Origin of the sequence: Sphingobium sp. B2D3A (assembly GCF_025961795.1) — a bacterium.
GTDB lineage: Bacteria > Pseudomonadota > Alphaproteobacteria > Sphingomonadales > Sphingomonadaceae > Sphingobium.
The window spans coordinates 273,020-292,000 of sequence record NZ_JAOQOI010000001.1; the positions used below are offsets into that span (position 1 = coordinate 273,020).

The window sequence follows — 18,981 nt, forward strand, 5'->3', positions numbered from 1 at the left end:
GACGCATGAACAAGGACATTCTCACCGCGCTCAGACCGGCTTTGGTCATGACAGCGCTCTTCGCCCTCCTGCTGGGGCTGGCCTATCCGCTCGCGCTCACCGGCATCGGCCAGCTGATCTTTCCATCACAGGCCAATGGCAGCCTGATCGAACATTATGGCAAGCCGGTCGGCTCGCGCCTGATCGGGCAGGCCTTCACGGCGGATCGCTATTTCCACCCCCGCCCCTCGGCGGCGGGCGACGGCTATGATGGCATGGCATCCTCCGGCTCGAACCTCGGCCCGACCAGCCGCGCGCTCATCGACCGTGTGCAGGCGGACATAGCCACGCTGGAACGGACCAATCCCGGCAAGGCGGTGCCGGCCGATCTGGTCACGGCATCCGGCTCAGGCCTCGATCCGCACATCACCCCGCAGGCGGCCTACTATCAGGTGGACCGGATTGCCCGTGCGCGCGGCTGGGACGCAGCCAGGGTCCGGTCCCTCGTTGACCAGAGCATCGAACAACCGCTGCTCGGTGTTCTGGGTGAGCCGCGCGTCAATGTGCTGGAAATCAATCGACGTCTGGACGGAATCGGCGCTACCACGCCGTCATGAGCCATCCAGACCGCCGCGATCCGGAAGCCTTTCTGCGTCAGGCGACGCAGGAAGGTCGCGGCCGTCTCAAGATCTTCCTCGGGGCTGCTCCGGGCGTCGGCAAAACCTACGAGATGCTGACCGACGGCATGCAGCGGCTCAGGGCCGGGATCGACGTCGTGGTCGGCATCGTCGAAACCCATGGCCGCAAGGAGACCGAGGCGCTGCTGATCGGGCATGAGTTGATCCCCCGCCGCGCCGTCGAGCATAAGGGGCACCGGCTCGGCGAGATGGACATCGACGCCATCCTCGCGCGCCGCCCCCAGCTCGTGCTGGTGGATGAGCTGGCGCACAGCAATGCGCCGGGCAGCAGGCATCCCAAACGCTATCAGGATGTCGAAGAGCTGCTGGACGCGGGCATCGACGTCTATTCCACGGTCAATATCCAGCATGTCGAGAGCCTCAACGACGTCGTCGCCTCCTTCACCCGCGTCCATGTGCGCGAGACCGTGCCCGATTCCATCCTCGAAATGGCCGAGATCGAGGTGGTCGATATTCCGCCGGACGAACTGATCGAGCGCCTGAAAGATGGCAAGGTCTACATTCCGCAGGAAGCGAGCCGCGCGCTCAACCATTTCTTCTCAAAGTCCAACCTCGCAGCCCTGCGCGAGATGGCACTGCGCCGCGCCGCACAGGCCGTCGATGCCCAGATGCTCGATTATGTGCGCGCCCATGCCCTGGCCGGCAGCTTCGCGGCGGGCGAACGCGTTCTGGTCGCGATCAGCGAGGTCACCAGCGCGCAGGGCCTCGTCCGCGCGGCCAAGCGGCTCGCCGATGCGCTCAAGGCTCCCTGGTCCGCCGTCCATATCGAGACGCAGCGCAGCCTCTCCTTCACCCCCAAAGAGCGGGAGCAGCTGGCCGATACCATGGCGCTCGCATCGCGCCTCGGCGCCACGACTGCGACGATCCCTGCGACGTCCGTCGTCGAGGGGCTGAAAGATTATGTGGCCGACGCCCGCGCGACCCAGATCGTGATCGGCAAATCGGCGCGCCCCTGGTGGTTCGAGCTGCGCCATGGCTCCGTGGTCGACAAGCTGGTGCGCGAGATCGGCGATGTCGCGGTGCATGTCCTGCCCGGCGACGCCGCCACGCCCGGCCCGCATGCGGTGCGCCAGCGTTTTCGCCAGGGATGGGGCGAACCGTCCCACTATCTCTGGTCGGCGGTGACGATCGCCGCGATGACGGCACTCGGCAGGCTGCTCATCGAGGCGATCGACCTTAGCAATATCGCGCTCATGTACCTCGTGCCCGTCATGTTCGCCGCCGCCAGCTATGGCCTGCGGGCGGGGCTGGTCTCGGGCCTGCTTTCGAGCCTCGCCTATAACTTCTTCTTCCTGCCGCCGACCGGCACGCTGACGGTCAATAATCCCGAGAATGTCGTCAGCATCCTTGTGCTGCTGGGTGTGGCGATCGTGACCAGCCAGTTCGCCGCGCGCGTCCGCGCCCAGGCCGACCTTGCTCAGTCCAGCGCGCGCCAGAACGCGGCGCTCGCAGGGTTTTCGCGCCAGCTCACCGCCTCGGCGAGCCAGGAAGAGCTGATGCACGCCATCTGCGCGGAAGTCGGCCGCCTGCTCCAGCTGCGCACCGTGCTGCTGCTGCCATCGCCGGACGGGCCGCAATTGCGCGCGGCAGTGCCGCCGGAGGATCGGCTCGAACAGATCGAGAAGGCGGCCGCGCAATGGGCGATGGACAATGAGCAGCCGGCCGGGCGCGGATCGTCCACGCTTACCGCGTCGGACTGGCTGTTCCATCCGCTGCGGACCCAGCGGGGGGTGCTCGGCGTGCTGGGTCTGGCCCGGGAAGACGCCGGGCCGCCGCTGCGCTCCGATCAGGTTCCGCTCCTGATGAGCCTGCTCGATCAGGCCTCCATCGCCTTCGATCGCATGGCGCTGGAGCAGGAGATGCTGGATGCGCGGCAGATCAAGGAGCGCGACCGGCTGCGCGCGGCGCTGCTCTCCTCTGTCAGCCACGATTTACGGACACCGCTGACGACCATTCTCTCCGCGGTCCACGAGTTGAAACGCAAGCATCCCTCCGATCTGCTCGACACCGTCGATGCCGAAGCGCAAAGGCTCAACCGCTTCGTCGCCAACCTGCTGGACATGGCGCGGGTGGAGGCCGGCGCCTTGCCGCTCAAGGTCGAGCCGACCGACCTCTTTGATGCTGTCGCCGGCGCCGTGCATGATACGCGCCAGTCCCTGCAGGGTCATGCGGTCGAGGTGGAGATCGCACCCGACATTCCGCTGGTTCGTGTCGACCCGACGCTGCTGCATCACTGCCTCATCAACCTGCTGGACAATGCCGGTCGCTATGCTCATCCCGGAACGCCCGTGATCGTGCGCGGCCAGCGCCTGCCGGATGCGATCGCCCTGTCAGTGGTCGATGAAGGGCCGGGCATTCCGGCGGGCGCAGAAGCGCGGGTGTTCGACACCTTTACGCGGCTGGAAGGCTCCGACCGGGCCAAGCATGGCACCGGCCTTGGCCTCGCCATCGTGAAGGGCTTTGCCGAGGCCATGGGCCTGACGGTGTCCGCCGCCAACAATGTCGAGCCGCGCGGCGCCGCCTTCACGATCACGATCCCGCAGGCGCTGATCATCTCCGACGTCTCCCATGAGGATCTGCTATGAACGTCCGTCACAAGGTGCTGATCGTCGATGACGAGCCGCATATCCGCAAGCTCATCCACACCGCGCTGACTCGGGCCGATTACGCCGTCGTCGAAGCGGAGAATGCGCGCGAAGCGATGGAGCGGCTGAAGGCGGAGCGACCGGATATCAGCCTCCTCGATCTGGGACTGCCCGACCGCGACGGCCTCGAACTGGTGCCGCTGTTCAAGCAGCAGTCGGACACGACGCTGATCATCGTCTCGGCCCGCGACGCGACGGACCAGAAGGTCGCCGCGCTCGATCTGGGTGCGGACGATTATCTGACCAAGCCGTTCGATACCGACGAGCTGCTGGCGCGCGTTCGGGTGGCGCTGCGCAATCGCATGGCCAAGGATGGCGGCGTGTCCATGGTGCGGGCGGGCGATGTGGAAATCGACCTTCTCAACAGAATCGTGCTGAAGGCGGGGAAGGAAGTGCACCTGACGCCCAAGGAATATACCGTGCTCGCCCAGCTCGCCAAATTCCCCGGCCGCGTGATCACGCATCAGCAGATCATGGCCCATGCCTGGCCGCACGAAAAGGCCCATCATGTGGAGTATCTGCGCGTGCTCGTCCGCACGCTGCGCCAGAAGCTGGAAGCCGATCCCCAGCGCCCCCGGATCATCGGCAACGAGCTTGGCATCGGCTATCGCCTGCGCTTCAATGTCGAAGGCGAGACGGAAGAGTTCGCCGCAGGAGACACAGCGGCGAGGTTCGGCGGATAAGGAGCGGGCGAACCGCTGCCGGATCAATCCAGCGCGGCTGCCTCCCCGATCTGCGCCAGAGCTGCGGCTCGTTTGCGCTCACTGCATGGGCACAGCAGTGCATCGCCAATCAGCAGCAGACGTTCGTCGGGGCGGGAGACGCTCATGACAACCGTGACCAGCGTCTCCTCGCGCAGGCCGGCAGCTTATCAGATCGCGGCGGTATCACGCGTTGTGATTCCATCCACCCTCCTGGCCCGCCGCGCGCGGATCAACGCCCGGTCAACGGGCGCGTCTTGGCGTGGGAGCCGGGCCAGTCGAAGCCGTCTTGCGGCTCCGTCTTCGGCGCGACCGGCTCGAAAGACGTCGCGGCATTCACATCGCCGCCCCGGTAACGGGTGAGCATGGGATAGGCATAAAGCGGCCGATGGCGTACCACCCCATCGTCAAGGCGCGCGCTGGCCACCACGGTGTCCGGCGCCTTGCCTTCTTCCACCCACAGCACCACCGCGCCCAGGAAATCCTGATCATAGGGGATATAGCCGCCCGCGCAGTGATAACCGCCGGGCACGAGGAACATGCGGGCGAAGGCGCGGGCCGCGTCCAGGCCACCGGCGTGGTCGCGCACGGCCTGATAATAGTCGAGCATACCATAAGCGCCGGCGGCATTGTCCGCCACGCCCTGCCACATCAGCAGCTTGCCGCCGGCGTCGCGGAAGGCCGAGAGGTCCGGGTTGCCGGCATCGTAGAGTTCGCCCCCCTTGAGCAGCCGCTGCAGGCTTTCGCGGGAGAAGGTCCAGTCGCGCCAGGTGAAGTCGGCCGGGAGTTCGCCTTGCAGCAGCAGATATTGCAGGAAGGATTGTGCCGCGAACTTGCCCGTCTGCGTCGGCGCGCCGCGGCCAACCCAGCCCAGTTCGGCGCCATAAGGTGCGCCACCGGGGAAGAGGGACTGGCCATCGGCATCGGTCGGGCCGCGATAATAAGCGCGGGCCGCTACGACCTGATCGGCATTGAGGCAGTTAGCCTGCCCCGCCGCGCCCGGACGGCAGGCGAGCTTTGCCGGGTCGTATCGGCAGCGGCGCGGATCGTCGATCTGGCCGTCGGTGATGCCATCCAGCCCGTCGCAGGCCTTGATGACGGCGGCGCGCAGCAGTTCGACGGCCTGCGGCGTGAAAATCTCGCGCCCATCGGGATAAAGCCCCTGCTGCGCTTCCCACAGGAAGAGCTGCATCGCCGCCGGCATGGCGACCGACGAGCCGGCCACGACGCCATCGAAATCGTTCGGATAGCGCTGGACCTCCATCAAGGCTTCCCGCCCGCCGCCCGAGCAGCCGACGAAATAGCTGTAAGCCGGGGGCACGCCGTAAAATTGCGCGATGATCGCCTTGGAAGCGACGGCGACGGCGTGGGCCGCCTTGTGCGCGAACTGCTCGCGCAGTTCCGGCGCGCCGACCGCCCATGTGCCATCGCCGATGCCGGCGCTGTGATGGCCGCCATTGTTGAAGGCGACGGCAAAGCTGCCATCGGCGATATGGGCATTGCTGCAGAGCGGCGTCACCTCGCGGCCGATGACTCCGCACATGCCCCCGCAACCCCCTTGCAGAAACCGCCCGGCATAGCCGGCCATCGGCAGTCTCAGCTCAAACTCGGTCTGCGGCGCCGTATAGGCCTTGACGAGGCAGACGCCCGGTGTCGCCGCGCTGGCGCCTTCCACCGTTGCCGAGCGCACGCGATAGACAATGTCCTCCGCTTGCTGGGAAACCGGCTTGACGAGGTCGCTGCAGGGCATTTGCGGCGCACTGGCCGGGCGAGCCGGGAGCGTGAACGGCGTGGCCTCGCTCTTCGGTGCGGCCATGGCATGTGGCGCGCCGACAAGGGCCACCAGCACGAGCAGGAGGACAGCAAGCACGGTCTGCATGGCAGGACGAGCGGACGTCACAGCCCGGATGGGGAAGGCCTTAGGCATAGTGGGCAATCAGCGCCTGCTCGGCACCGAGCGGATCGGCGGTGGCTGCGTACTCCGTGTCGAACACCATGGTCATCCGCTGGTCCTGTCCATAAGCCGGCCAGAGCGGCAGGCAATCGCCATTCGGATCGCCGGTCCGCGCGAAATTGGCCCAATAGCGGCTCATGCCGTCGGCCAGATGCTGGGCATTCGCCATGCGCTCGCCGACGCTGCCATAGCTTTCCGTCACCATATCGAACACCATCGGCACCTCGATGCCGTGCGGACTGCGCATCCGCCCGCCCTGCGCAGGGGACTGCCAGTTGACGAGATAGGCATAGGCCGGCTTCGTCGCGCCCGCCGCGCGGGTTTCCGCGACGATGCGGGCATTGCGGCCCATGCCGGCCTCGGTCGTGATGGCGAAGAAGATGTCGCTCGCCGTGGCCTTGGGGTGCAGTTTGCGGAACCCTTCGATCAGCGGTGCAGGCGATGCCACGCGGCCTTCCAGCGCCGCCGGCAGACTTGTCCAGTCGAGATCGAAGGCGCCGGGCGGCGGGAACAGCACGGTGGTCTCCGCGCTGGTGTGGCCGACCATCACCGGAATGTCGGGCGAGACCGCCGGAAGATCGGGCGCGAACGGTGTCCGCGCCACGACAGTGCCATCGGCGACCAGCCCCGGCCCGCGCACGGGATTGCCGCCAGTGATCTCCTGCAGGCCAGCCAGCAACCGCTCGATGGGGATGGCGCGTAATGCCTCCACGTCCCCGGCCCGCACGCCCACGGCCTTGCACAGAGAGGCAGTGATGCGCTCCGCCTCGTCGCGCGCGACAGTGGTAGTGCCAAAGCCGCTCTGCAGGATCGCGCGATGGAACAGCCCCTTGGCCGCCGGCATCGCCATCAGCCCCGCAACCTTCAGGCCGCCGCCGGAGTGGCCGAAGATCGTCACATTCTGCGGATCGCCACCGAACGCGGCGATATTGTCGCGCACCCATTGCAGGGCGGCGACCATATCGAGCTGGCCGGGATTGGCGGCGACGCTGCGATCGCGGGTGAGATCCCCGAAATAGAGATAGCCGAACAGGTTGAGCCGGTGATTGACGGCCACGACGACAACGTCCTGCCGCGCCGCCAGATTGCGCCCGTCGGTGACCGGCGTCGCGCCCGAGCCCACCGCCAGGCCGCCGCCGTGCAGCCACACCATCACCGGGCGCTTCTTCCCGTCTGCAAGGCCGGGAGTCCAGACATTGAGCGCGAGGCAATCCTCGCCCGAGGCCTTGGGCTCACGCCAGGAGGAGAAACCTGGCCCGTCCGGCCCATCGGGCAGTTGCGGGCTGCGCAGGCCATAGTCGACCGCGTCGCGCACGCCGCTCCAAGCCTGGAGCGGCTGCGGGGCGGCAAATCGGTTCCGGCCCGCCGTCGAGGCGCCATAGGGAATGCCGCGGAATACATTGACGCCATATTCGCACCGCCCGCGCACCTGCCCGTGCGTGGTCGTTGCGATCGGTGCCGCTGCGGCCAGTGCGGGACGGGCAAGCAGTCCGCCCAGCCCCGCCGCACAGCTTATCGAAAAAGCCCGGCGGCTGATGCCTTTGGCCGGAAAAGCACCCTCGCGCATTGCGCCCTCTCCAGAAAAGAGAAAGCCCCGGCCGAGGTCGGGGCTTTCAGGATTTGATCAGAAGACGACCCGTGCGCCCATGCGGTAACGGCGCCCGACATTGTCGTAGTAGACGGCGTTGTTGTTGCCGTTCCAGTAGGGCGGCGGCATCACGTCGAACAGGTTGTAGACGTTGGCGAACAGCTCAACCTTCTTGCTGCCTTCGCTCATCAGGTCGAACGTCACGCCGACGTTCGTGTAGAAGCGCGACGGCACGCGGTTGGTGTTGATGCTGTTGGGCAGTGTGATGCTGTAACCGGCATCTTCCGGGCCGATCAGCGTCGCATCATATTTACCGCTCGAGAGATAGCGGCCCTGCAGGTTCACACCCAGGCGACCCATATCGAGGCTCACCATGCCATCAAGGATCCAAGACGGGATACCGGACGCGCTGTTGTCCCCGGCGCGATCGATGCCCGGCAGGGCGCTGTTGGTGAAGTCGATCGTGTGGGTGGCGAGCAACCGGAAATCGACCGAACGCTCACCGCCGAACGGCAGGTTGTACCCAGCCTCGAAGTCGACGCCGCGCAGCTGCTGACGATTGAGGTTCAGGAAGAGAACCGAAATCGTGTCCACGAAGTTGTTGGCGTCGCGCTGGACCAGCGAGCAGACATCGGCAGCACCCGTCGTGTTACAGGTGTTGAGGATGACCTGCGCCGACAGCGTGGCAATCGCATCGTTGATGCGGATGTTATAATAGTCGGCAGAGAAGCGCAGGCCCTGCAATGCGCCCTGCGGCTGCAGGGTAAAGCCAGCGGTGAACGTGTTGGCCGTTTCCGGACGCAGCCGGACATTGCCGCCGGTGAGCACGTTCATGAACTTCTCGGCGCCCTTGACCGTATCATAGAACACGCCGACCCCGCTGACGGGCGTCGTGAACAGCTCGGACGTGTTGGGCGCACGGAAGTCGCGCGAGTAGGTCGTCCGCAGCATCGCCCAGTTGACGGGCTTGTAGGTCGCGCCGACCTTCCACGTGGTGGCGTTGAACGTGTTGCTGCCCGCGGCGCCTTCATTCTTGTAATGAGCCTGGCGGATGGCACCGTTCAGGTCGAGCGAACCGACAGCGCTCTCGCGCAGCAGGGGCACGCCCAGCTCGACATAGCCTTCGACAACGCTGGTGTTACCGGCCGACGGCGTCTGGTTGAACACATAGAAGCCGTTGGCGGCCGAAATCGGATCGACCCTGATGTCGAGCGTGTTGCGACGCCCTTCCACACCGACCGCGAAGGCGACCGGGCCGGCCCAGGTCTCAAAAGGCGTGCCGTTGATGTTCACAGCGCCAGCAAGCTGGGTGTACTTGTTGTCCTGCCAGGTGGTGCCGAAGGCGTAGTTCTTCGCGGCCTGCGAATATTGGCCCTGACCCAGGATATTGAGCGCGACGCATGACGGATCGTTATTGTTCGGGTTGCTGTCCGCATTGATCCGGCAGATCGGGCCATTGGGGCCGGCCACCGCGTCGACGGCATTGGCGTAGCGCGCATTGATGCGATTGTTGATGGTGTTCTGCTTGTAAGCCGTCTCACCATATTGCGCATGAGCATCCCATGACCAGCCGCCGCCCAGATCGCCCTGTGCGCCGCCGACGATGCGATAGGTGTCACGGATCGACGTGCTGTCCATGCGGCCGAAGTCGACGCCGAGCTTACCAACGCTGATCGCGGCGATGCCGTTGTTCTGCATCGTGGTGCGGATGGAGGCGGGCAGGAAGGGATTGTCGACGGCAATGTTGGACGCCGCGCGAATTTCCGGGCCCCGCGTGAAGCCATCGACATGGCCGTAGCTGCCTTCGAGGAAGGCGGTGAAGGCTGGCGAGAACTCATATTCCAGATGCGCGAAGGTGTTGTAGCGCGTCACCGGGATGGAGAGGAGCGGATCGTCGAAGAAGGCGTTGAGGCCTTCGCCCGAGCCGCCCTGCTGGAAGAGACCGCTGGCGTTCTGGCCGTAGACGAACTGCGTGGGCGAGCCATTGGGGCCGAACTGAATGCCGTCCAGCACGCCGCCGCGCGCCGGCGTGGACGTGCCTGCGCCGTTGATGGTCGCGGTGATAAGGCCGCCCGGGGTCAGTGTCGCGGTGCGCATGCCGGTGATGATGTTGTGAGCGGGACGACCGCCGAGGCCCGGCACGTTGGTCAGGTCGCCCACTTCATTGCCGCAGAAATCGCGGGTGTAGCAGCCACCGGTGCCTTCGTCCTTGTTATACTCGGCGCCGAAGATGAAGCGACCGCGATCATCGGCGAAGCGCTTGCCCGCGCCGATCTGCCAGAAATACTGGTCGCCATCGCCGCGATCGGTCACGCCGTAGCCGGCCGTCGCCTTGAGGCCATCGAGACGCGTGTCGAGACGCAGGTTGATGACGCCCGAGACAGCGTCCGAACCATATGCAGCCGACGCGCCGCCGGTGACGATTTCCGTGCTGCGGATCAGCAGGGTCGGCATCATGTTGAGGTCGATGCTGCCGGTCGAGGTGCTGGGCGTGAAGCGCCGGCCATCGAGCAGCACCAGCGTGCGCGAGGCACCGAGACCGCGCAGATCCGAGATGCGGGCGCCGGCATTGGCCGGGAAGATGTTCTGCGTGTTCGGCGTGCTGGACGGCCGGAAGGACGGCAACTGGGCCAGCGCCTCACCGACGGTGGGCGACGCGATCTTTGCGATCCGGTCCGCATCCATCACCGTGACCGGCGTCGGCGCGGTAAAGCCGGTGGCGCTCAGGCGCGTGCCGGTAACCACGATGCTTTCGGCGTCGGTCTGATCGGCCTGGGGCGCGTCCTGCGCCATCGCCGGCACACTTGCCGCCACCGCGCAGATTGCTGCCGTGATCAGCAGAGAATCGCGCAATACACGCGTTTTGGCTGACACTCGCTCGTTCATAACATCCCCTCTTTCGGACAATTGCGCCCGCCTCCCTGGCGAGCATGCTCGATTCAATCGATTGCAGACCATTATCTGTCAAATGTTGTTGAGATGTCAATATATGATGTAGAAACTTCAACAAATAGCCCGCACGCTAGCGGCAGATTTTCGTGCTTTCCGTTGAAATCACGCCAATTTTCCGAGCCGGAACTTTCGGTCAACGGCCATTATTTGTCAGCGTAATTGGAGGCGGGACGGCATCAAGCTGTCACGATCACCGCCGAGCGGCCGGGATCGCTAATTCGTGCGTAGATAAAAGCCAACCCGGAGGCTCGCGGCCTCCGGGAATTTAGTAAGATACCCCTGCGTAGCTTATGCCGATCTCATTCCCACTCGATCGTGCCCGGCGGCTTGCTGGTATAGTCGTACACCACCCGGTTGATACCCTGCACCTCGTTGATGATCCGCGTCGCCACGCGGCTGAGGAAGGCGGCGTCGAAGGGGTAGATGTCGGCCGTCATGCCGTCGGTGGAGGTTACCGCGCGCAGGGCGAGGACATTGTCGTAGGTCCGCCCGTCGCCCATCACGCCGACGCTGCGCACCGGCAGCAGCACCGCGAAGGCCTGCCAGATCGCGTCATAGAGCCCGGCGTTGCGGATTTCCTCGAGGTAGATGGCGTCGGCCTTGCGCAGCACGTCGCAGCGCTCTTTGGTCACCTCGCCGGGGATGCGGATCGCGAGTCCGGGCCCGGGGAAGGGATGGCGGCCGACGAAGATGTCCGGCAGACCAAGCTCGCGGCCCAGATCGCGCACTTCATCCTTGAAGAGTTCGCGCAGCGGCTCAACCAGCTTCATGTTCATGCGCTCAGGCAGCCCGCCGACATTGTGGTGGCTCTTGATCGTCACGCTCGGCCCGCCGGTGAACGAGACGCTCTCAATCACGTCCGGGTAGAGCGTGCCCTGCGCGAGGAAATCCGCGCCGCCGATCTTGCGGGCTTCCTCCTCGAACAGGTCAATGAAGGCCTTGCCGATGAACTTGCGCTTGGCCTCCGGGTCGGTGACGCCGGCGAGGCCGCCGAGGAAGGTCTCACTGGCATCCACATGGACCAGCGGGATGTTGTAATGCCCCCGGAACAGGCTGACGACCTGTTCGGCCTCTGCATGGCGCATCAGGCCATGATCGACGAATACGCAGGTCAGCTGCTCCCCGATTGCCTCATGGATCAGCACCGCGGCAACCGCCGAATCCACGCCGCCGGACAGGCCGCAGATCACCCGGCCGGAGCCGACCTGCTCGCGGATTTCCTTGATCTTGGTCGCGCGGAATTCCGCCATCGTCCAGTCGCCCGCGCAGCCGCAGACATGGCGCACGAAATTGGCGATCAGCTTGCCTCCGTCCGGCGTATGCACCACCTCGGGGTGGAACTGCGTGCCATAATAGCGCTTCTCGTCATTGGCGATGAGCGCGAAAGGCGCGCCGTCCGATGTCGCGACGATGCGGAAGCCCGGCGCGAACTTCGTCACCTTGTCGCCATGGCTCATCCACACCTGATGGCGCTCGCCCGTCTCCCACAGTCCGTCGAACAGCACGCAGGGCTCGGTGACGGTAAGGAAGGCGCGGCCGAACTCGCCGCCCTCGCCCGTCTCATGGCCGGGCCGCACTTCACCACCGAGCTGATGGCTCATCACCTGCTGGCCATAGCAGATGCCGAGGATCGGCAGGCCGCTCTCGAACAGCTCCTGTGGCGCGCGCGGGCTCCCCTCGTCGCACACACTGGCGGGCGAACCGGAGAGAATGATGCCGCGCGGCTTCATCCGCTGGAAGGCGGCCAGCGCCTGCGTGAAGGGGGCGATCTCGGAATAGACCCCGGCTTCGCGCACGCGGCGCGCAATGAGCTGCGTCACCTGGCTGCCGAAGTCGACGATGAGGATGGAATCGGGGTGAGCTGAGGAATGTGCTGACATGGGCAGCGGATAAGACGGGCAGGCTGGCCTGTCCAGCCTGTCCGCAAGCCTCGTCAGCCGAAGGTGACGCCGTCCACCCGGCCATCGTCCCAGATGCAGCGGAAACTGCGCAGGCGGCCTTCGCCGGCCCTGAAGTTCGACCGCATGCTCAGCGTGCCGGTCACATCCCAGCCGGAACCGAACGGCCGCGCGCCGGTGATGTCCCGCACCTCGGCATAATTGCCGTCGCGCGAGGCCTGATCGCGCGCCGCGATGGCGCAAGCGTCGACCGCCGCGTCTTCATCGTCCAGCGCCTGACCGGCGGGGCGCCCATCATAGCCGTCGTCATAGCGGTCATTGCGATAGTCGCCGGCGCGGTCATCATAGCGCGGATCATAACCGCGATCGCCCGGGCGGCGCGTAGGATAGCGCTCCGCGTCGCGCTGCCTGGCAGCCGCCGTCGCGATCGCTGCGATCAGCCCGACACCGATGATCGCGCCGATGACGGCGCCGCTATTGTCATGGCCGCGATGATGGCGCGGATACCGATCCCAGCGGCCATCATAGCCGCGCGCAGAGGCGGGCGTCGCAGAGCCCATGACCATCGCCCCGGCCGCAGCGGCCAAGGCAAGTTTGGAGTGAACGTTCATCGGCGGATCGCTTCCTGGCAACACCGGCAACAGCATCGCCGGCCAGAGCGTTATCGCACCGGGCCGATGAGCGCGGGCTGAATAGCGACCGGGCCCACATTGGCGCTCTCTGTGGGCGCAGTGGAGAGGTTTGAGCGCGGCCGTAGCGTCAGGCCGGTCCAACAGGCCGCAAAGCTGTACATATCCGCATATTCGTCGACGATTTTGTCGGTCGGGCGATTGATGCCGTGGCCTGTGCCGGTATCCACGCGAATCAGCCTTGGCCTTCCGCCGAGCGGCGCCGCCTGCAGGGCTGCGGCATATTTGAAGCTGTGGCCGGGCACCACCCGGTCGTCGCTATCCGCCGTGGTCACGAGAATGGCGGGATAGTCCGCCTCACTGCGGATATTGTGATAGGGCGAGTAAGCAAGCAGCGTGCGGAAATCCGCCTCCCGGTCGGGCCGGCCATAATCGTCCACCCAAAAGGCGCCAGCCGTGAACTGGTCGAACCGCAGCATGTCCATCACGCCGACACCGGGCAGGGCGGCGGCGAACAGGTCGGGCCGCTGATTGACCACGGCCCCCACCAGCAGACCGCCATTGGAGCGCCCCTCGATGGCCAGCTGGTTGGCGCCGGTATAGCCCTGGGCTTTGAGATATTCGGCCGCTGCGATGAAATCATCGAAGGTCGTCTGCTTGTTGGCGCCCCGCCCGGCATCGTACCAGGCCTTGCCGAACTCCCCCCCGCCCCGCACGCCGGCAATGGCGAGCACGCCGCCCTGCTCGACCCAGGCAAAGCGGGTGGGCGAGAAGCTGGGCGTTTGCGCGACATTGAAGCCACCATAGCCATAGAGCAGCGTCGGCGCCGGCATGCCCGCGCGGGCGAGATCGCGCCGCCGCACGATGAACATCGGCACCGCCGTCCCATCGCGCGCGGGGTAGAAGACCTGCTCCGTCACATAATCCGCCGGATCGAAGCCGAGCGCGGAGCGAGCGAAGATGCTGGTTTCGCCGGTTTCGACATTGAAGCGGTAGATCGTCGGCGGCTGGGTAAAGCTGGAGAAGGCGTAGAAGGTTTCCGGATCGCCGGGCCGGCCGCTGAAGCCTGCGGCTGCGCCCAGCCCGGGCAGCGGCACATCGCCCTGACGCTTGCCGGCGAGATCCGTGATTTCGGCGACGATCCGCCCATCGACGATATAAGCCAGCACAAGCCGGCTGCCGATCATCGATCCCCCGGCCAGCGTCTGCGGCCGCTCCGCGACGACCTCGACCGGGCGGCGGCGCGGGTGGCCGGCATCGATGGTCACGATCCGTCCATTGGGGGCCCTTGCGTCCGTGCGGAAATAGAGCCGATCGCCAAGCTGGCCGATCATCTGCCACGCATTGCGCAATCCCCGCACCAGCGTCACGGGCCGGGCGTCCGGAACGGTCAGCGGGATCAGCACCAGTTCGGCGGTCTGTTCGGTCCCCATCTTCGAGCTGATCAGCAGCCAGCGGCCGTCCGCCGTCACCTCGGCGCGGTGAAGCAGCCGGGGCCGATCCGGCGTGGCATAGACCAGCCGGTCCTGCGCCTGCTCGGTGCCCAGCGTGTGAAACCAGACCTGCTGGTTCTCGAACGAGGGATCACGCCCGCCCTCGGTCGGCGCGGCAAAGCGCGCATAATAAAAGCCGTTGCCCTCGTGATTCCAGGCCAGCGCCGAATAGCGGACCCAGGCCACTTGGTCAGGCATCAGGGCGCCGCTCTCGACATCCAGCACCCGCACGGTCCGCCAGTCGCTGCCCCGCTCCTGAAGCGCCAGCAGCAGCGCGCGCCCGTCCCGCGAAGGCAGCCACTCGGCGAGCGCAACCGAGCCGTCGGTGGAGAGCCTGTTGGGATCGATCAGCAGACGCTCCGCCCCATTCACGCCCTCGCGCACATAGATGGGCGAGAAATTCTCGCCCTTGCTGCGCGTATAGAAATAGCGCTCGCCGGCCTTGCGCGGGTTCCCGAAGCGCTCAAAGCCATGCAGCGTCGCCATGCGGGCGCGCAACGCCTCCCGGCCCGGCAAGGATTTGAGGTAGCGGAAGGTCGTCTCATTCTCCGCCGCAATCCACGCCTGCACATCGGCATCGTGGCGCGGGTCGCCCTCCAGCCAGCGATAGGGATCGGCGACGGGCACCCCAAAATGCGTCTCGGTCAGGTCGAGGCGGCGGGCTTGCGGGTAGCGAAGCGCTGGCAGGCGGGGCGCCGGGCCGACCCGCAGCGCACCCGGCTTGGCAGCGGAATCCACGGCCCGACCCGCGGCTGCGTCCGTCGTGATGACGACGGCGGCGTCCTCGGCCGCAGCAGCGCCCGGCTGCGCCTGCGCAGGCAGGGCCAGGAAAGCCAGCAGCAGGGCGGCAACAGGCAGGCGAAAGGAAACGGCCAACATCCTCAATGCCCTTGGGAAAACGGGCTTGCGGCGCGCGATAGCCCTGCGGCAGCCAGTGTGCAATGGCGCAGGACAGCGGTGAACTCTCTGCGGGCTGGGGTGTTGTGTGAGGGGGGGACGGACACGGAGCACCAGCATGACCCTGAAGGCCCTCGCCCTCAACTGCACCCTGAAAGCCGATACCAGCGAACCCTCATCGACGGACGCGATGATCGCGGTTCTGGCGGACGCCTTCGCCGAACATGATGTGACACTGAGCGAAACCGTGCGCGTCGCCGCGCTCAACATCCTGCCCGGCGTCACCTCCGATGAAGGCAAGGGCGATGACTGGCCAGCCCTGCGCGCGAAGATCCTGGCACACGACATCCTGATCTTCGGCGGGCCGATCTGGATGGGGCAGATCTCCAGCATCGCCAAGCGCGTGCTGGAGCGGATGGATGCTTTTCTGAGCGAAACGGACGATGCGGGCCGGATGCCGAGCTACGGCAAAGTCGCCGTCGCCGCCATTGTCGGCAATGAGGATGGTGCCCATTTCTCCAGCGCGCAGCTCTTCCAGGCGATGAACGATGTCGGCTGGACGATCCCCGCCGTCGCCGCCTGCTATTGGGTGGGCGAGGCGATGGGGAGCACGGATTTCAAGGACCTCAAGTCGACACCCAAACCGGTGAGCAAGACGGCCGGTATGGTGGCATCCAATGCCGCGCACCTCGCGGGTCTCCTCAAGGACAGCCCCTACCCCGGCTGACCACGACCCCGGCTGAAAGGCCGGACGCCAGCCGCCAGCTCAGCCGGCATTCCAGCCGCGAGCGGCTTGCCACGCCGCCGCTCCTGCCGCACATTCGCGCGGGACAGGGAGCGGGGGCAAGGTGACACCATCATCGCAAGAGAGTGAACCAACCGGACAGGAGGGCGATGGCGACCCTGCCACGACCGCGCGCTCGCCTCTCAAGATCTGGGCATTGCGCGCGCTCGGCCTGGCCGGCGCAGCGCTGGTCTGGCTCGCGCTGGGCGATGCGCAGGGTCTGTCGCCGGAGGGCCGCTGGGTCGCCGCGGTCGCGACGTTGATGGCGCTCTGGTGGATCACCGAAGCCACGCCGATCGCCGTTACCGCGCTGCTGCCGATCCTGCTCTTCCCCATGGCGAGCGACCGCAGCGTGGCGCAGGTTGCCGCGCCCTATGCCAGCCCGATCATCTTCCTGTTCCTCGGCGGCTTTCTGCTCGCCATCGCCATGCAGAAATGGCAGCTCCACCGCCGCGTCGCGTTGCTCACGCTCCGCCGGGTCGGCACCAGCCCGCGCCAGATCGTGCTGGGTCTGATGCTGACGACGGGCTTTGTCTCCATGTGGGTCTCCAACACGGCGGCGACGCTCATGATGCTGCCGATTGCGTTCTCCGTTCTCACGCTGGTCTGTGATCGCCGCGACGAAACCGGGGCACTCGCCTGCGATGGCGCATCCGCCGTCGCGCCTAGGGAGCTCGCCAATTTCGGCGCCTGCCTGATGCTCGCCATTGCCTGGTCATCCAGCATGGGCGGCGTGGGCACGCTGCTCGGCAGCCCGCCCAATGCCATCGTGGCCGGCTATATCGAGAAGGAACTGGGCCGGCAGGTCGATTTCCTAAACTGGATGCTGGTCGGCGTGCCGATGGCCTTCAGCTTCATTCTCATTGCGTGGCTGCTGATGACGCGGGTCTTCTATCGGTTCACCTTCGGCGAGGTGCCGGGCGGCCGCGCGCTCATTGACCGGGAGCTGGCCGGTCTCGGCCGGTTCAGCCGCAGCGAATTACTGGTGACGCTCGTGTTCTGCTGCGCGGTCTTTTTCTGGGTCGTGCCCGGCGTGGTCGGCGCCATCCTCGGCAGCAAGGCCGATCTGGGCTGGTTCGGGCGCCTCGATGACAATGCCATTGCACTTGCCGCCGGCCTAGCGCTGTTCCTGCTGCCCGGCGAGGGCCGAGGGCAGATGCTGCTCGACTGGAAGGATGCCGAAAGTGGCGTGCCCTGGGGCGTGCTGGTGCTGTTCGGCGGCGGCCTGAGCCTTGCGGGGGAGGTTGTCGCCAGCGGACTCGATGGCTGGCTGGGCGCGCAAGTGAGCGGGCTTGGTACGCTGCCGATCCTGCTCCTCGTCATCGCCGTCGTGACGCTCATCGTCTTCCTGAGCGAAGTGACCAGCAACACCGCCACCGCCGCCACGTTCATTCCTGTGCTGGGCGCCGTGGCGCTCGGCATCGGGGCCGATCAGATGACCTTGCTCATCCCCGCAGCCTTCGCCGCCACGCTCGCCTTCATGCTGCCGGTCGGCACCCCGCCTAATGCCATCGTGTTCGGCACCGGGGCCGTCACCATGGGGCAGATGGTCCGCGGCGGGTTCATCCTGAACCTCGTCGGGATCGTGCTCATCACCTTCTTCTGCTGGCTGCTCGGCGGCGTCGCGCTCGGCCTGCGCCTCTAGCCGAAGGCGAGGCTGAGCTGGGGCGTCTCGTCCGGCTCTTCGCGCTCGGGATCGATGAGGTTTGAGAGCCCGAGCCCGAGCAGCCGCGCGCCGACCGGCAGCGGCAGTTGCGCGCGGAGCAGGTCGGCGCCGATCGCAAACAGATCCTCGGCATCGCCGGGTGGCGCGGGCAACGAGCGTGAGCGGGTGAGGATGCGAAAATCCCCCAGCTTGATCTTGAGCGTGACGGTGCGCCCCAAGGCCCGGCTCGCGGTGACCCGGCCCCACAGGCGCGCGGCGATCTTCTCAAGCTCCGCCAGCAACAGGCCTTCCGCGCCGATATCGCTGGCGAAGGTATCTTCCACGCTGATCGACTTGCGCGACTCCCGGTCGCGCACCGGGCGCTCGTCCAGCCCGCGCGCCGCACCGAAGTAAAAGGCCGCCGCCTTGCCGAAATGGCGCTGCAGCGCCGGCAGCGGCCACTCTTTGAGGTCCGCGCCGCTGTGAATGCCCAGCGCGGCCATGCGCCGCGCCGTCACCGGGCCGACGCCATGAATGCGCGACACCGGCATTGCGGCCATGAACGCCTCGGCCTCATCGGGCCGCACGACGCACAGGCCATCGGGCTTGTTCTGGTCCGATGCGAGCTTGGCGATCAGCTTGTTGCACGAAACGCCGGCCGAGGCGGTCAGTCCCGTCTCCTCGCGAATCATCCGCCGGATTTCCTGCGCGACATAAGTGGCCGAAGCGACGCCCGGCTTGTTGCGCGTCACATCGAGATAGGCCTCGTCCAGCGAGAGCGGCTGGATGATGTCGGTAAAGCGCTCGAAGATCGCGCGGATTTGCTGGGAGACGGCACGGTAGGCCTCGAAGCGCGGCCGCACGAAGATGAGGTCCGGGCAGAGCCGGCGCGCCTTGCCGCCCGGCATCGCCGAGCGCACGCCGAACACGCGCGCCTCGTAGCTCGCCGCCGCCACCACGCCACGCGGCCCGCCGCCGCCGACAGCCACCGGCAAGCCGCGCAGCGCCGGATCGTCGCGCTGCTCGACCGACGCGTAAAAGGCGTCCATATCGATATGGATGATCTTGCGATCCTGCTCGGGCGTCTGCGCCATGCTCCCTGTTATGCCATGGCAACC

The 18,981-nt window shown here is 66.4% G+C and carries 13 protein-coding genes; 5 read left to right on the forward strand and 8 right to left on the reverse strand.

Annotation, left to right across the window (positions count from 1 at the left end; all coding sequences use genetic code 11):
* Window positions 1-5 precede the first annotated feature (5 nt).
* From kdpC to M2337_RS01220, 3 genes are read left to right on the forward strand one after another with little or no spacing between them, the layout of a single operon-like run.
* On the forward strand, window positions 6-596 hold the full coding sequence (kdpC, locus tag M2337_RS01210; protein WP_264571364.1) for a potassium-transporting ATPase subunit KdpC: 591 nt from the start codon (window positions 6-8) through the stop codon (window positions 594-596).
* Window positions 593-3,262, forward strand: coding sequence for a sensor histidine kinase (locus tag M2337_RS01215; protein WP_264571365.1), 2,670 nt, complete (start codon window positions 593-595; stop codon window positions 3,260-3,262). Before kdpC ends, M2337_RS01215 begins: the two co-directional genes overlap by 4 nt.
* Window positions 3,259-4,005, forward strand: coding sequence for a response regulator (locus M2337_RS01220; protein WP_264571366.1), 747 nt, complete (start codon window positions 3,259-3,261; stop codon window positions 4,003-4,005). Before M2337_RS01215 ends, M2337_RS01220 begins: the two co-directional genes overlap by 4 nt.
* A gap of 23 nt (window positions 4,006-4,028) precedes the next feature.
* Here the strand turns inward: M2337_RS01220 and M2337_RS01225 are convergent, their stop codons facing one another.
* The 7 genes from M2337_RS01225 to M2337_RS01255 form a co-directional block, all read right to left on the reverse strand.
* Entirely contained in the window at window positions 4,029-4,151 is a 123-nt protein-coding gene (locus tag M2337_RS01225; protein WP_264571367.1) for a hypothetical protein, read from the reverse strand.
* 104 nt (window positions 4,152-4,255) lie between these two features.
* Window positions 4,256-5,950 (reverse strand): tannase/feruloyl esterase family alpha/beta hydrolase, encoded by a 1,695-nt coding sequence (locus M2337_RS01230; protein WP_264572310.1) that lies wholly within the window; start codon window positions 5,948-5,950, stop codon window positions 4,256-4,258.
* Entirely contained in the window at window positions 5,943-7,544 is a 1,602-nt protein-coding gene (locus M2337_RS01235) for a carboxylesterase/lipase family protein (protein WP_264571368.1), read from the reverse strand. Before M2337_RS01235 ends, M2337_RS01230 begins: the two co-directional genes overlap by 8 nt.
* Window positions 7,545-7,601: 57 nt before the next feature.
* Entirely contained in the window at window positions 7,602-10,439 is a 2,838-nt protein-coding gene (locus M2337_RS01240) for a TonB-dependent receptor domain-containing protein (RefSeq protein WP_264571369.1), read from the reverse strand.
* 377 nt (window positions 10,440-10,816) lie between these two features.
* The gene (guaA, locus tag M2337_RS01245) at window positions 10,817-12,397 is read right to left on the reverse strand and encodes a glutamine-hydrolyzing GMP synthase (RefSeq protein WP_264571370.1); all 1,581 of its coding nucleotides are present in this window, start codon (window positions 12,395-12,397) and stop codon (window positions 10,817-10,819) included.
* Between the two features lie 53 nt (window positions 12,398-12,450).
* Window positions 12,451-13,026 (reverse strand): hypothetical protein, encoded by a 576-nt coding sequence (locus M2337_RS01250; RefSeq protein ID WP_264571371.1) that lies wholly within the window; start codon window positions 13,024-13,026, stop codon window positions 12,451-12,453.
* A 50-nt stretch (window positions 13,027-13,076) separates the two neighbouring features.
* On the reverse strand, window positions 13,077-15,416 hold the full coding sequence (locus tag M2337_RS01255; protein ID WP_264571372.1) for a prolyl oligopeptidase family serine peptidase: 2,340 nt from the start codon (window positions 15,414-15,416) through the stop codon (window positions 13,077-13,079).
* Between the two features lie 136 nt (window positions 15,417-15,552).
* On the opposite strand from M2337_RS01255, the gene M2337_RS01260 reads away from it, so the two are divergent.
* Together M2337_RS01260 and M2337_RS01265 are read left to right on the forward strand one after the other, a co-directional pair.
* Window positions 15,553-16,161 carry a flavodoxin family protein gene (locus M2337_RS01260; protein ID WP_264571373.1) on the forward strand — a complete coding sequence of 203 codons (609 nt, stop codon included), beginning with the start codon at window positions 15,553-15,555 and terminating at the stop codon, window positions 16,159-16,161.
* A 121-nt stretch (window positions 16,162-16,282) separates the two neighbouring features.
* A complete protein-coding gene (locus M2337_RS01265; RefSeq protein ID WP_264571374.1) occupies window positions 16,283-17,863 on the forward strand; it encodes an SLC13 family permease in 1,581 nt (526 codons plus the stop codon).
* Here the strand turns inward: M2337_RS01265 and dinB are convergent.
* Entirely contained in the window at window positions 17,860-18,957 is a 1,098-nt protein-coding gene (dinB, locus tag M2337_RS01270; RefSeq protein WP_264571375.1) for a DNA polymerase IV, read from the reverse strand. The genes M2337_RS01265 and dinB overlap by 4 nt on opposite strands.
* Between the last annotated feature and the right edge of the window lie 24 nt (window positions 18,958-18,981).

Bases quoted from the DNA above. Each gene is read 5' to 3' on its own strand.
- M2337_RS01225 (WP_264571367.1), bottom strand. From the start codon at position 4,151: ATGAGCGTCTCCCGCCCCGACGAACGTCTGCTGCTGATTGGCGATGCA.
- kdpC (WP_264571364.1), top strand. From the start codon at position 6: ATGAACAAGGACATTCTCACCGCGCTCAGACCGGCTTTGGTCATGACA.
- M2337_RS01230 (WP_264572310.1), bottom strand. From the start codon at position 5,950: ATGCCTAAGGCCTTCCCCATCCGGGCTGTGACGTCCGCTCGTCCTGCC.
- M2337_RS01220 (WP_264571366.1), top strand. From the start codon at position 3,259: ATGAACGTCCGTCACAAGGTGCTGATCGTCGATGACGAGCCGCATATC.
- M2337_RS01215 (WP_264571365.1), top strand. From the start codon at position 593: ATGAGCCATCCAGACCGCCGCGATCCGGAAGCCTTTCTGCGTCAGGCG.
- M2337_RS01235 (WP_264571368.1), bottom strand. From the start codon at position 7,544: ATGCGCGAGGGTGCTTTTCCGGCCAAAGGCATCAGCCGCCGGGCTTTT.
- dinB (WP_264571375.1), bottom strand. From the start codon at position 18,957: ATGGCGCAGACGCCCGAGCAGGATCGCAAGATCATCCATATCGATATG.
- M2337_RS01255 (WP_264571372.1), bottom strand. From the start codon at position 15,416: ATGTTGGCCGTTTCCTTTCGCCTGCCTGTTGCCGCCCTGCTGCTGGCT.
- M2337_RS01250 (WP_264571371.1), bottom strand. From the start codon at position 13,026: ATGAACGTTCACTCCAAACTTGCCTTGGCCGCTGCGGCCGGGGCGATG.
- M2337_RS01260 (WP_264571373.1), top strand. From the start codon at position 15,553: ATGACCCTGAAGGCCCTCGCCCTCAACTGCACCCTGAAAGCCGATACC.
- guaA (WP_264571370.1), bottom strand. From the start codon at position 12,397: ATGTCAGCACATTCCTCAGCTCACCCCGATTCCATCCTCATCGTCGAC.